Origin of the sequence: Brevundimonas sp. Root608 (genome assembly GCF_001427825.1) — a bacterium.
Lineage (GTDB): Bacteria > Pseudomonadota > Alphaproteobacteria > Caulobacterales > Caulobacteraceae > Brevundimonas.
The window spans coordinates 212,103-225,058 of record NZ_LMGT01000005.1; the positions used below are offsets into that span (position 1 = coordinate 212,103).

The window sequence follows — 12,956 nt, forward strand, 5'->3', positions numbered from 1 at the left end:
GTTCAGGTTTGGTTTTCGAAAGGCCGATCATGTCCCTCGCCCGTCTCCTCCCGGCCGCGCTCGCCCTTCTGCTGTCGGCCGCTCCCGCGGCCGCCCAGGACGCGCCGCGCTGGTCGTTCGCCATTCACGGCGGCGCCGGGGTCATCGAGCGCGAGAGCCTGACGGCCGAACAGGACGCCGCCTACCGCGCCGCCCTGAAGCGGGCGCTCGAGGCGGGCTCGGCCGTGCTGGCCGACGGCGGCGCGGCGCTCGACGCGGTGCAGGCCGCGATCGAGATCATGGAGGACGATCCGCTGTTCAACGCCGGGCGGGGCGCGGTCTTCACCGCCGCCGGACGCAACGAACTGGACGCCGCCGTCATGAACGGTTCCGACCTGACCGCCGGCGCCGTGGCCGGTCTGACCCGAACCCGCCACCCCATCGCGGCGGCCCGGGCGGTGATGGAGCGCTCGCCTCACGTCATGTTGATCGGCGAGGGCGCCGACACGTTCGCCGCTTCCGCTGGGCTGGAGCAGGTCGATCCGTCGTTCTTCTTCACCGAACGCCGCTGGCAGGGGCTGGAGCGGGCGCTGCGCCAGCAGAACCTTCCGGTCCCGCAGCGCCCCGCCGGCGCGCCGGGCCCCCAGGCGGCCAACGATCTGCCCGCCCCGCCCCTGAATGAACGGAAGTTCGGCACCGTCGGCGCCGTGGCCCTGGACAGCCAGGGCCGCCTCGCCGCCGGCACCTCGACCGGCGGCATGACCGCCAAGCGCTGGGGTCGGGTCGGCGACGTGCCGGTGATCGGCGCGGGCACTTATGCGTCGAACCGCGACGGCTGCGCCGTGTCGGCGACCGGCGACGGCGAATTCTACATTCGCGCCTCGGTCGCCCGCGACATCTGCGCCCGGATCGCGGGCGGCGCCGGAGGCCAGGCCGCGGGCCAGGCCGAGGTCGACGACGCCCTGTCCCTGGGCGGCTCGGGCGGCGTCATCGTCATGGACCTGCAGGGCCAACCCGCCTTCGCCATGACCACGTCCGGCATGTATCGCGGGGCGGTGTCCTCCGCCGAACCCGCGCGCGTCGCCATCTACGGAGACGAGGTCCTGCGGCCATGAGCGAACGCGACATCCCCGGCGTGATCGCCCCGCCTCCGCTGATCTATCTCGGCTTCCTGCTGGCCGGCTGGGGTCTGGCCGCATTGGGCGCACGGCCCGAGGCGGTCGAGGCGGGACTGGGCTGGCTGGCGGCCGGTTTCGGGCTCCAGATACCGGTTCGTCGAGGCGCGGCGCTGACCCTGATCGTCGGCGGGCTTTTGCTTGACGGCATGGCGGCGGGTCTGTTCCGCCGTCGGGGCACGGCGGTGGAGCCGTGGAAGCCATCCACCGCCCTGATCGTCGAGGGGCCCTACCGTCTCAGCCGCAATCCGATCTACGTCGGGTTCGCCGCGACCTACGCCGGCCTCGCCATCGCCATGGACAGCTGGATCGCGCTCATTCTCCTGGCCCCCTGCCTGTTCGTGATCGACCGGTTCGTCATCCAGCGCGAGGAGCGCTATCTGGCCGCCAAATTCGGACCGGGATACGAGGCGTTTCGCCAGAAGGTTCGCCGGTGGCTGTAGAGGACGACGAGTTGTCGGAGATGGCGCTCGAGGAGCTGGACATCGCCTGCGCCCTGCCCTGGCCCGATATGAAATCGGTGACGCCTTGGGGCGACAGCTTCACCGGCTTCGCGCCGTCGGGCCGGGAAGTCGAGATCGAGCGACGCTACCTGTGGGCCCACGCGCCCGAAGGCGCGATCGCGGTCGAGGTCGAGGTGCGCGACAGGGGCTCCCCGACGGGCGCGGAAGCCAAGGCCCTGATCACCGCGCCGCGCTGACCGCCCGCCGGAAACGCGGCGGCGTTAACCTTTGTCATTGCCAAGCTGAGCCGTCGGGGCAAGATGCGCCTCCGGACCAGGAGGGGGAGCCGCATGTCCTACGACGCCGACTTCGCCGCCGCCGACGCCGCCAATGCGCCGCTGGACGCCCCGCTGATGATCGGCGCCGATCCCGTGCTCTGGGGCGCCCTGCTGCTGGGGCTGGCCGCCGCCGTGCTGATCGGCTGGTATCTGGGTCAGGGCGCGCGCGGCGCGCGAGTCGACGCGGCGGTTTCCATCTGGGAGGAGATCGACGAGGCCGCCAAGGAAGCCATGAAGGCCGACGGGGACTCCTTGCCCGCCAAGGCTTCGGCGCTGCGCCGGACGATCGACCGGCGGCTGGGCCGGACCCTGGGCATCGCCGGCGGCGCTGGCAGGATGATCAAGGCGCTGGACGCCGCGCTCGGCGGCGAGGGCGAAGAACCACACAAACCCGACGGCGGTCATGGAAACGGCGACACGGCGGAACAGCGGGCGAGACATGAGCACGACGAGGCGCACCCCTCGTCCGTGGGCGGCGTGACCGTGATCGTCAACGCCGATGCGGGCCGCAAGGGGGGCGACAGCCACGGCGACCACGAGACGAAGAAGGGCTCCCTCGGCGTGCAGGAACGCAATGACGCCCTGCGTCTCGCCATCGGCCGCTTCAACGACCACTGGCGGCTCCGCGCCGACCGCGTGCGCGAACTGCGCGCCGCCCACGCCGAACTCTCGACCCCGGGGCCCAGGCGTACGGCGGGCGGCAGGATCAGCGGGACGCGCGCCGGCCACTGACCGGTCCGGCCACGGTTTCCTCGCCGGATAAAACCGCCTAAGCCTTGAGGCATGAAACTCGCCTCCCTCAAGCACGGCCGTGACGGTCGCCTCGTCCTCGTCTCCAGCGACCTCGCCTGGTTTACCGACGCCTTCCTGATCGCACCGACGCTCCAGTCGGCCCTGGACAACTGGGACCGGGTCGAGCCCGACCTTCTGGCCCTGGCGGAAAGCCTCGAACACGGCGGTGTGCCGCGCGGCCGGTTCCATGAGCGGGAGGCCTCGGCGCCCTTGCCCCGGGCCTACCAATGGGTCGACGGCTCCGCCTATGTGAACCACGTCGCACTGGTGCGTCAGGCGCGCAACGCCGAAATGCCCGACAGCTTCTGGACCGACCCGCTGATGTACCAGGGCGGCTCCGACGGCTTCCTCGCCCCGCGCGACCCCATCCCCCTGGCCGACGAATCCTGGGGCTGCGACCTCGAGGCCGAGGTGGTCGTCGTGACCGGCGACGTGCCCCAGGGCGTGACGCGGGAAGAAGCGCTGAACCACATCCGGCTGGTCGGCCTCGTCAATGACGTGTCGCTGCGCAACCTGATCCCGGCCGAGCTGGCGAAGGGCTTCGGCTTCGTCCAGTCCAAGCCCGCCTCGGCCTTGTCGCCGGTCTTCGTCACGCCCCGGGCGCTCGGCGACCGCTGGGTCGACGGCAAGCTCAAGGGCGAGCTGAACGTCCAGCTGAACGGCGAGGACTTCGGCAAGGCCGACGCCGGGGTGGACATGACCTTCGACTTCGGCACGCTGATCGCCCACCTCGCGAAGACCCGCGCCCTGTGCGCCGGCACCATCATCGGGTCCGGCACGGTGTCGAACCGCGACGCAGGCGGCGGCCCCGGCAAGCCCGTGTCCGAAGGCGGGCTCGGCTATTCCTGCATCGCCGAGGTCCGGACGGTCGAAACCATCCTGCACGGCAAGGCCGCGACCCCCTTCCTCAAGCATGGCGACACGGTCCGCATCGAGATGCTGGACGACAAGCACCACTCCATCTTCGGCGCCATCGAACAGACGGTGGAAGCGGTCTAGCCGCCCGCCAGCCGCAGCGCTTCATCCAGCGCCCGGTCCGCCGGAATACGCACATCGGGCTGGACGCCCACCCCTTCCCAATTGGTCCCGGTCACGGGGTGCCGCGCCACGCCTATGGGCATGATGACGGTGAACCACGGCCCCAGGTCCATGCCCGTCGAGGGGTTGGCGCCGCCGCCCGTCGGCTCGCCGATCACGGTTGCGCGGCGCGCCGCCTGCAGGTCGTAGGCCACGGCTTCAGCCGCCGAGAAGGCGCCCGGGCCGACCAGCACATAGATCGGCTGATCCGGAAACGCCGGTCGGGCGACCTTGTTGGCGAAACGCTCGATGGTATCGCGGCTGCCGTCCTGAACGCACCCCTCGGGATCGGCGGGATCGGGCGCGCAGCGACGGAACTGCAGATCCTCCAGCCGCATCGGCTCCGGCGCGAGATGTCCCATCAGCTGACGCAGGGCGACCTCGCCGCCGCCGAGGTTCTCACGCAGATCGAGGACAAGCGCCCGGGCTCCGGCCAGCCGCGCCATCGCGGCGTCGATCGCGCCCGCCGAATCCGGATGGCCGCTGAAAGAGGCGAGGTTCAGATAGCCGACGCCGCCGTCCAGCATCCGCGCCGCGCGAACGCCATAGCCGTTGCGCGCCTCCTCGGCCGACATCGCCTCCATGGTCGGCGGCGGACCATCGGCGACCACGTCGTCGCGGCTGCGGCTCTCGAGCCAGACCTGCAGATGTCTGTCGCCCGACACCGCCAGCAGGTCGGCGTTGATCGCCTGACGGAAGGCCTCGGGTTCGGTCAACGCCAGATAGGCCGGACGCCTTTCGGCCAGCCGGGCCCGGATGGCAGGCGTTCGGTCGGCCATCACATAGTGGGCCAGCCGCCGGTCCAGCGTATCCAGCGCGCGCGTCCGGTGGATCAGGGCGCCCGCCCCGGTCGCGACGCCTGCCGTCGCCTCCTGCGCCATCACCGCCGCCGGCCCCTGGCAGGACAGCAGCAGGCCTGACATGATCGCCAGCATCACACGCTTCATCTCGACCTCCGACGTTTCAGGAGGGGGAGGCCGCGGTGCGCCTTTACGGATGCGTGGGACAGATTAAGCTCTCGAAAGCTATGTGGCCGCTTCCGGGCTGTATGCGGGGACACCGTCATGACGCCTGAACCGACCACCGCCATTGATGGCTGGGCCGCGACGTTGATCCTTGCGCAGACCGGGATATGAGGCGTCTCGCGCTCGCATTGGCCGCCGTGGGGCTGGCAAGTCCGGCCATGGCGCAGGATGTCAGCGCGGATTGGGACCTGACCACGGATCCCGCCCGACAAGTCACTCTGGCGACGCTGAACTTCGGCAGCAATCAGATCGCGCTGCGTTGCAAGACCGGCGTGCTGGACTTTCTGCTCACGGGCGTGCCGACGACGGTAGCCTCGCCAGCCGTGACGGTGACGGCGGGGGCCATCCAGAACGAGCGCCAGCAGTGGCTGGCCTGGCCCGATCAGCCGATCATCTCACCACCGGAACCAGCCCGGTTCGCGCGGCAATTGCGTGCTGGTGGGGAGTTGGACATTCGGCTGGACCCCGGCAGCGCCGGCGAAAGGCCGCGCCGCTACCGCCTGCCCGTGCCCCCATCCATCGCCGCCGTCGATCAGGTTCTGTCGGCCTGTTCGATTCCGCTGAACGACGACTGGGACCTGCGGCAAAGGGCCGAACTCGGAACGGCTGTCTGGGCCCGCCCCGTTATTCCTGAATTTCCGGAGCTGGCCGCTTCCCGGGGTGTGGAAAACGGGGAGGTTGCAGTCGGATGCGCCATCGCTGCCGGAGGCCTCCTGGACGAGTGCCGCATCCTGTCGGAAACGCCACAAGGCGCAGGGTTCGGACAAAGCGCGCTGCGATCGGCGAAGCGCTCGCGCGTCGAGCTTCCGGACGACGAGGAATCCGTGATCGGCAAGGTCGTCACGTTCACGGTCCGCTTCCGGATTTCGTGAGGCTTCAACTTGACGCCGCCGCGGCTGTCGCCACAAGGTTGCGCCTCGCAGACCCGCCCGGATTGTCCCATGAAGCGTTCCCTTGCCGCCCTGCTCGCCTGCATCGTCGCGCTGCCGGCCCTCGCGCAGGATGCGTCGGCCGACTGGGATCTGTTGGAGGATCCGCAAAAGAAGCTGCTGGTCGCCTATACCCGGTTCGACAATGGCGTGAGCATCGCCACGCGGTGCGCCGACGGCGGGTTCGAGGCGGTGATCACGGGATTGCCGCCGGCCGGGTCAGCGACCCGCCGCCCCCTGCGGATCGCCTTCGGCGACGAAGACCTGGCCAGCACCAGCTGGTCGGTGGCGATAGACGACACCGTGGCCGTCGCTGACCTTCCCGCGCCCTTCGCGCGCGAACTGCGGGCGGGCGGTCGTCTGCGCATTGTGGTCCCGAATGGCGCGGCGGCCGGGCGCAACCTGATGTACGATCTGGAGTTGCCGGCGTCTTCGGCCTCCATCGACCGGACGCTGACGACCTGCGAACGGCCATTGGTCGATCCCCGCGATGCGGAACTGGAGACCCTGTCAGAAGACGGCGTGCCCGTGAACCTGATGTGGGGAGTCCGGCCCGAGCCCCGCTACCCCGCGACGCGGTATGCGCGCGGTTTCGCCATCATCTCCTGCGTCACCAATCCGACGGGATCCCTCCGCGACTGCGCGATCGAGTCCGAGCATCCGCGCGAAGGCGGGTTCGGGGCCTCAACCCTCGCCTCGGCCCGACGCGCCCGCGTGCGCAACGCCGCCGATCCCCGCGGCCCGGTCCCGACGACGCGTGTGCTCTACCGCACCCATTTCGTGGTTCAGGGATATCAGACCCGCGAAGAGGAAGAACGCCGACGCGAAAATCGCAGGCTGGAGCGGGAAGAACGGGCGGCCCGACGCGCCGCCGGCGGATGATCCGACGAGGATTTCTTCATCTCCGCCTCCAGCCTTGCTGCGCCCTTTGCCGGATTGACCCGGACTGACAGCCCACGCTACCAAGCCCGCCTGCCGAGAGACCGGGCGGCCTGTGCGGGCGTGGTGGAATTGGTAGACGCGCCGGACTCAAAATCCGGTTCCGAAAGGAGTGCCGGTTCGACCCCGGCCGCCCGCACCACGAGCAGAACGGCGTCAGATCATCGCGTTGGCGGCAGATATTCCGCGGGGATGGGCGCGGCCGGCGTTTCGGCCTGCCAGTAGACGCTGATCACCCACCAGCGCACGCCGTCGTTGAACAGCTGGATGCTGTTGATCCCTCGAGCGAAGGGCTGCGGGTCTGACAGGCGGTGCAGGCTTTCATACGTCGACCAGACATGGACGATACGGCCGAACCGCTCCGAGCGGCGCGCGATCTCGCGTTCGTGGAACCCTTCGGCCAGCAGCAGCGGCTCGCTGCGGGTGACGTATTCGTCGGGCGTGATCGAGCGGACGACGCCCTGACCCTCGCGGTTCATCCCCGAGGGCATCAGCCGGGCGGTGGGATGGAACAGCGACCGGAAGCGGCCCCAGTCGCGGGCCACGCCGGCGTCGCCGGAGATGACTTCATAGAGGGCTCCGACGATGGCCTCGGGCGTGGCGACATCGGCCGGGGCGGCGGTCGAAACGGGAACGGGCGGAGCCGCGGTCTGGGCGGCGGCGGGAGCGGCGCAACCGAGAGCCATCGCAGCCATGAGTATCGAAAGACGCACCTGAATCCCCCCCTGTTTTCCGGGAGTATGCCGGGACGTCGCCCGGGGCGCCAGCGGGGCGCTATCCGGGTTCGACCACCTCGCCGTCTTCCTTGACGAACCGGTCAGGCCGGCGGTCCAGCAGGTCGAAGACCTTTTCGGACGGCCGGCACATGGCGGCGCCGCGGGGTGTGCGGACGATGGGGCGGTTGACCAGGACGGGATGGGCCAGCATCGCCTCAAGGATCGCGCCGTCCGGCGTGCCCGCATCCAGCAGGACGGGATCGATCCCCGCGGCTTCCTTCTCGCGCAAGGCGTCGCGCGGCGTCAGCCCGGCCTCGGCGAAGAGGTCGCCCAGCTGGGCGGCGGTCCAGCCCGTCTGCAGATACTCCACCACCTCTGGCTGGTAGCCCGAGGCCTCGACCATCGCGAGGACATTGCGCGAGGTGCCGCAGGCGGGGTTGTGGAAGACGGTGACGGGGAAGGCGTCGGACATCTCAGCATTCCTTTTCGGCGGTTCCGGGGACGACGGGTCCGGCCTCGTACCAGCCCTTGGGGCGATTGACGATCCGCATCACTGACAGCATCAGCCGCGCCTCGATGGGCGCTCACTTCGCGTTTCGTCCCGGCAAATTCGCGCGGCCCCGGTTGCACCTTGCCCCCTTGAACCGCATCTGGGCGGGGATGACCTCCCCGACCCTTGCGCCAGCCGCCGCCGTGAAGGGGCCCGGGTTTCCCGAATTCGTCGCCCTGATCGCCATGATGATGGCGCTCAACGCGCTGGCCATCGACTCCATGCTGCCCGCCCTTCCGGCCATCGGCGAGGCGCTGGGCGTTGTCTCCGAGAACAGCCGCCAGTGGGTCATCACCGCCTATCTGCTGGGCTTCGGTGTGACCCAGATCATCTACGGGCCGCTGGCCGACCGGTTCGGCCGAAAGCCGGTCCTGATGCTCGGCCTCGGGCTCTATGTCGTGTTCAGCGTCCTGGCCGCCTTCTCGCCGACGTTCGAACTGCTGATCGCCGCGCGGGTCGGGACCGGCGTCGGCGCCGCCGCCCTGAGGGTGCTGGCCGTCTCGATCGTGCGCGACCGCTATTCCGGGCGGACCATGGCGCGGGTGATGTCGCTCAGCTTCCTGGTCTTCCTCGGCGTACCCATCCTCGCCCCGACACTCGGCCAGTTGATCCTCACGGTCGCGCCCTGGCCCTGGGTGTTCGGCGTCCTGGCGCTGGGCGGAGCCGCCTTCGCGATCTGGGCCGCCATCCGCCTGCCCGAGACCCTCCACCCCGAGGACCGGATGCCCATCCAGATCGGCCGCATCGCCTCGGCCTTCCGGCAGGCGCTGACCAACCGCCAGTCGATCGGCTACACCCTCGCCATAACCGCCATCTCGGGCGCCCTGTTCGGCTTCATCAACTCCAGCCAGCAGATCTTCTTCGACGTCTTCCATGAACCGCAGCTGTTCACCGTCGTGTTCGCCCTGGTCGCCGGCGGCATCGCCGTGGCCTCGCTGCTGAATGCGCGGCTGGTGGAGCGTCTGGGTTCACGGCTGATCTCGCACACGGCCCTGCTGGGCTTCATTGCCATATCGTCGGTCCACGCGGCGGTCGCGGTGTCGGGCCATGAGACGATCTGGACCTTCGCCGTCCTGCAGGCCCTGACCATGTTCTGCTTCGGCTTCATCGCCGGCAATTTCGGCTCCATGGCCATGGAGCCGATGGGCCATATCGCCGGCACCGCCTCCTCGGCCCAGGGCTTCATCTCGACCACCGTTGGCGCGACGCTGGGCTTCCTGATCGGCCAGCAGTTCGACGGCTCGGCCGCGCCCATGACCATCGGCTTCGTATGCCTCGGGCTCACGGCGCTGGCCTGCGTCCTGATCGCCGAGCGGGGACGCCTGTTCAAGGCGCGGAACCTCGCCCCGGCGCCGGCGCCCGCCCCCTCTTGATCTTTTTCGCCCGCCGGAGCGTTGTCCCGGCAGGAAACGAACCCGCCCGACCGCCGAAACAATGACGGCGGGCCTTCTGGTCAAGGACTCTCGATGATCCGCACGTTTGGACTGGTCTCCGCCCTCGCCCTCGCGACGGCTCTGGGAGGATGCGCCTCGATGCCCGGATTTGGCCCCTCGTCCGGCTCGGACATGCCGCCCCTTCCGGCCTCGGCCGCCGCCCCGGCGGAATACGCGCGCGACACCCATACCTATGCGCGGCCCGAGATCGCCCATGTGCGCCACGTGGCCCTGGATCTGACCGCCGACTTCCGGGCCCATACGCTCGCCGGCACGGCGTCGCTCGACATCCAGGGCCGGCCTGGCGCGAACGAGGTGGTGCTGGACGTCAAGAACCTGGATATCCGCAACGTCACCGACGCCGCCGGCGCCCCCCTGCAGTATGAGACCGGCGCCAGCGACCCCATCAAGGGCCAGCCCCTGACCGTGCGCTTCCCGGCGCTGGCCGCGGGTGAGAAGCGCCGCATCGTCGTCGCCTATTCGACCCGACCCGACGCCGCCGCCCTGCAGTGGCTGACCCCGTCCCAGACCGCGGGCGGCCAGAAGCCCTATCTGTTCAGCCAGGGCCAGGCCATCCTGACGCGCACCTGGGTGCCGACCCAGGACAGCCCCGGCATCCGCCAGACCTATGACGCCCGCATCGTCGCCCCCGCCGACCTGCGCGTGGTCATGAGCGCCCAGCAGCTGACGCCCGAGGGGGAGGACGCCGGTCCCGGCATGAAGGCCTGGCGGTTCCGCATGACCAATCCGGTGCCGCCCTATCTGATCGCCATCGGCGTCGGCGACCTGGCCTTCGCCGCCATCGACGAGCGCACCGGCGTCTTCACCGAGCCCTCGCGTCTGGAAGCCGCCCGCGCCGAACTGGCCCCGACCGCCGCCATGGTCGACGCGGCCGAGCGGCTGTACGGCCCCTACCGCTGGGGCCGCTACGACCTGCTGGTCCTGCCGCCGTCCTTCCCGTTCGGCGGGATGGAGAATCCGCGCCTGACCTTCGCGACCCCGACCATCATCGCCGGCGACCAGTCGCTGGTCTCGCTGGTGGCGCACGAGCTGGCGCACAGCTGGTCGGGCAACCTCGTCACCAACGCCACCTGGAACGACATGTGGTTGAACGAGGGGTTCACCGTCTATTTCGAGAACCGCATCATGGAGGCCCTCTATGGCGAGGACCGCGCCCTGATGCTGCGCGCGCTCGGCTGGGGCGACCTGCAGACGGAGATGGCGGGCCTGCCCGCCGCCGACACCCGGCTGCACCTCGACCTCGAGGGGCGCGATCCCGACGAAGGCCTGACCGACGTCGCCTATGAGAAGGGCGCCGCCTTCCTGTTCACCATCGAACGGATTGTCGGGCGCGAACGGTTCGACGCCTGGCTGAAGAGCTATTTCGAGCGCAATGCCTTCCGCCCCATGACGACCGACCTGTTCCTGCAGGACATCCGGACCCATCTGATCGCAGGCGACGCCGCGCTGGAACGTCAGCTGATGATGGACGCCTGGATCTATCAGCCCGGCATGCCGTCGAACTGGCAGCCGCCGGTGTCGGGCGCCTTCGGTCCGGTCGACGCGGCCGCCCGCGCCTTCTTCGCCGACAAGGGTCCGGCCTCGGCGATCCCGTGGGCCGGCTGGTCCACGCAGGAGCGTCAGCGCTTCCTCGCCTGGCGGCCGTCTGGCCTGCGCGATGGCGCTGACTGGCTGACCGACGCCCAGCTGGCCGATCTGGAATCATCCCTGAACCTGCGCAACGAAGGCAATGCCGAGGTGCTGTTCGCCTGGCTGCAGATCGCTGTCCAGCATCGCTATCAGGCTGCTGTCCCGACGCTGGAGAACTTCCTGACCACCATGGGCCGGCGCAAATTCGTCCTGCCGCTGTTCACCAGCCTGTGGGCCGAGGGGGACTGGGGCCGTCCCATCGCCACCCGGATCTATGCCCGGGCTCGGCCCGGCTATCACCCGGTGACGACCGGTTCGGTCGACGCTGTGGTGGGCCGGCCCAACTAGCCTTCTCCCTCCCTTCATGGGGAGGAAAGATCGCGCAGCGATCCGGGTGAGGAATTGCAGCGGCAAGCCCGCACGGCGGCGGGTTCGCACTTTCCCACCCGGGGCTCGTCTTCGCCTCGTCGTCCCCCACCACTTCGGGCGAGGGAGAACCACGCCCATGTGACCGCCGCTAGCCTTGGCTTCCGCCCTTCCGGTCACTAGGTTCCGCCCGACGAACGGCGGCCAACGCCGACAAGCGCTTTCAGGAGACGCCCCATGCACGACGCGCCCCAATCCGACGCGGCCACCCGGCTGGACAAGGAAAACCCGCTCGGCGTCGACGGCTTCGAGTTCGTCGAGTTCACGGGCCCCGATCCGGCGGCCATGATCGCGCGCCTTGAACTCATGGGCTTTACCCAGACTCACGTGAACCCGGCCAATGACGTGGTGCGGCTGAAGCAGGGGGACATCACCCTGCTGGTCAACCGCTCGCCCAAGGGTCAGGCGGGCGAGTTCGCGACCGAGCACGGCCCTTCGGCCAACGGCATGGCCTTCCGCGTGGCCGATGCGAAGGCGGCTTTCGAAGGCGCCGTGTCGCGCGGCGGACGTCCGGCCGAGGGTCATGACGGCGGCGCCCTGGGCGGCGGCTATCCCTACATCCTGCAGGGCATCGGCGGCTCGCTGCTCTACCTTGTCGATCAATATGGCGACGCCGGTTCGCTGTATGACGGCTGGGACGAGATCGAGGGCTGGGAAGAGGCCGAGCGCAAGAACTCCGTCGGCCTGTTCATGCTCGACCACCTGACCCACAACGTGCGGCGCGGCCAGATGCGCACCTGGTCCGGCTTCTACGGCGACGTCTTCGCCTTCGAGGAGCAGAAATATTTCGACATCAAGGGCAAGGCGACCGGCCTGTTCTCCCAGGCCATGATCGCGCCCGACCGCGCCATCCGCATTCCGCTGAACGAGAGCCAGGACGAGAATTCCCAGATCGAGGAATTCCTGCGCCGCTACAACGGCGAGGGCATCCAGCACATCGCCCTGGCCACCGACGACATCTTCGAGACGGTGGAGGAGCTGAAGCGCCGAGGCATTCCGTTCCAGGACACGATCGAGACCTATTTCGAACTGATCGACAAACGCCTGCCCAACCACGGCGAGGACGTGGAGCGGATGCGCAAGAACCGCATCCTGATCGACGGTTCGGACGAGGAAGGTCTGCTGCTGCAGATCTTCACCCAGGACACCTTCGGCCCGATCTTCTTCGAGATCATCCAGCGCAAGGGCAACCAGGCGTTCGGCGAGGGCAATTTCCAGGCCCTGTTCGACTCCATCGAGCTGGACCAGATCCGGCGCGGCGTCATCAAGGTGGATGCCTAAGCCGCCGTCCTGGCTGCCCTGGCTCGGCCCGCTTCTCGCGGCCGCGGTCGGGGCGGCGGTCGGCGAATATGGGCTGGGCGGCGGATTCTGGACGGTTCTGGTCGCCGCCCTGGTGTGCGGCTTCGCCCCCATCGTCGGCTATCGAATCTGGAAGTGGCGGTTTCAGCGGAGGGGGTAGTAGCCATCCTCTTCCGCTTCCCTGT

14 protein-coding genes and 1 tRNA gene are annotated in these 12,956 nt (G+C 69.3%); 12 read left to right on the forward strand and 3 right to left on the reverse strand.

All coding sequences use genetic code 11. The features are described 5' to 3' along the window. The first annotated feature begins 29 nt into the window (after nucleotides 1–29). The 5 genes from ASD59_RS09310 (at nucleotide 30) to ASD59_RS09330 (ending at nucleotide 3,726) form a co-directional block, all read left to right on the forward strand. Entirely contained in the window at nucleotides 30–1,094 is a 1,065-nt protein-coding gene (locus ASD59_RS09310; RefSeq protein WP_055831289.1) for an isoaspartyl peptidase/L-asparaginase family protein, read from the forward strand. Beyond that, nucleotides 1,091–1,597 (forward strand): methyltransferase family protein, encoded by a 507-nt coding sequence (locus ASD59_RS09315; protein WP_055831137.1) that lies wholly within the window; start codon nucleotides 1,091–1,093, stop codon nucleotides 1,595–1,597. The genes ASD59_RS09310 and ASD59_RS09315 overlap by 4 nt, the downstream gene beginning before the upstream one ends. Beyond that, entirely contained in the window at nucleotides 1,588–1,854 is a 267-nt protein-coding gene (locus ASD59_RS09320) for a hypothetical protein (protein WP_235561781.1), read from the forward strand. The genes ASD59_RS09315 and ASD59_RS09320 overlap by 10 nt, the downstream gene beginning before the upstream one ends. Before the next feature lie 93 nt (nucleotides 1,855–1,947). After that, the gene (locus ASD59_RS09325; RefSeq protein ID WP_055831138.1) at nucleotides 1,948–2,667 is read left to right on the forward strand and encodes a hypothetical protein; all 720 of its coding nucleotides are present in this window, start codon (nucleotides 1,948–1,950) and stop codon (nucleotides 2,665–2,667) included. A gap of 51 nt (nucleotides 2,668–2,718) precedes the next feature. Beyond that, nucleotides 2,719–3,726, forward strand: coding sequence for a fumarylacetoacetate hydrolase family protein (locus ASD59_RS09330; RefSeq protein ID WP_055831140.1), 1,008 nt, complete (start codon nucleotides 2,719–2,721; stop codon nucleotides 3,724–3,726). On the opposite strand, the gene ASD59_RS09335 is transcribed toward ASD59_RS09330, so the two are convergent. Next, nucleotides 3,723–4,751 carry a S41 family peptidase gene (locus ASD59_RS09335; protein ID WP_055831145.1) on the reverse strand — a complete coding sequence of 343 codons (1,029 nt, stop codon included), beginning with the start codon at nucleotides 4,749–4,751 and terminating at the stop codon, nucleotides 3,723–3,725. The two genes, ASD59_RS09330 and ASD59_RS09335, sit on opposite strands and share 4 nt — an antisense overlap. Before the next feature lie 185 nt (nucleotides 4,752–4,936). On the opposite strand from ASD59_RS09335, the gene ASD59_RS09340 reads away from it, so the two are divergent. The 3 genes from ASD59_RS09340 (at nucleotide 4,937) to ASD59_RS09350 (ending at nucleotide 6,839) form a co-directional block, all read left to right on the forward strand. Then, nucleotides 4,937–5,701: an energy transducer TonB gene (locus ASD59_RS09340; RefSeq protein WP_055831147.1), complete on the forward strand. Its 765-nt coding sequence runs from the start codon at nucleotides 4,937–4,939 to the stop codon at nucleotides 5,699–5,701. Nucleotides 5,702–5,770: 69 nt separating this feature from the next. Then, nucleotides 5,771–6,640, forward strand: a complete 870-nt coding sequence (locus tag ASD59_RS09345) for a hypothetical protein (protein ID WP_055831148.1) — start codon at nucleotides 5,771–5,773, stop codon at nucleotides 6,638–6,640. 114 nt (nucleotides 6,641–6,754) lie between these two features. Continuing rightward, nucleotides 6,755–6,839, forward strand: a tRNA-Leu gene (locus ASD59_RS09350). Nucleotides 6,840–6,858: 19 nt separating this feature from the next. On the opposite strand, the gene ASD59_RS09355 is transcribed toward ASD59_RS09350, so the two are convergent. After that, nucleotides 6,859–7,392, reverse strand: a complete 534-nt coding sequence (locus tag ASD59_RS09355) for a hypothetical protein (protein ID WP_235561782.1) — start codon at nucleotides 7,390–7,392, stop codon at nucleotides 6,859–6,861. Nucleotides 7,393–7,471: 79 nt separating this feature from the next. Then, the gene (arsC, locus tag ASD59_RS09360) at nucleotides 7,472–7,885 is read right to left on the reverse strand and encodes an arsenate reductase (glutaredoxin) (RefSeq protein WP_055831152.1); all 414 of its coding nucleotides are present in this window, start codon (nucleotides 7,883–7,885) and stop codon (nucleotides 7,472–7,474) included. 188 nt (nucleotides 7,886–8,073) lie between these two features. On the opposite strand from arsC, the gene ASD59_RS09365 reads away from it, so the two are divergent. The 4 genes from ASD59_RS09365 (at nucleotide 8,074) to ASD59_RS09380 (ending at nucleotide 12,931) form a co-directional block, all read left to right on the forward strand. Next, nucleotides 8,074–9,336: a multidrug effflux MFS transporter gene (locus tag ASD59_RS09365; RefSeq protein ID WP_055831154.1), complete on the forward strand. Its 1,263-nt coding sequence runs from the start codon at nucleotides 8,074–8,076 to the stop codon at nucleotides 9,334–9,336. A gap of 93 nt (nucleotides 9,337–9,429) precedes the next feature. Further along, entirely contained in the window at nucleotides 9,430–11,394 is a 1,965-nt protein-coding gene (locus ASD59_RS09370; RefSeq protein WP_055831155.1) for a M1 family metallopeptidase, read from the forward strand. A gap of 255 nt (nucleotides 11,395–11,649) precedes the next feature. Next, nucleotides 11,650–12,753: a 4-hydroxyphenylpyruvate dioxygenase gene (hppD, locus tag ASD59_RS09375; protein WP_055831157.1), complete on the forward strand. Its 1,104-nt coding sequence runs from the start codon at nucleotides 11,650–11,652 to the stop codon at nucleotides 12,751–12,753. Continuing rightward, nucleotides 12,746–12,931 (forward strand): hypothetical protein, encoded by a 186-nt coding sequence (locus tag ASD59_RS09380; RefSeq protein ID WP_055831159.1) that lies wholly within the window; start codon nucleotides 12,746–12,748, stop codon nucleotides 12,929–12,931. The genes hppD and ASD59_RS09380 overlap by 8 nt, the downstream gene beginning before the upstream one ends. The last annotated feature ends 25 nt before the right edge of the window (nucleotides 12,932–12,956 follow it).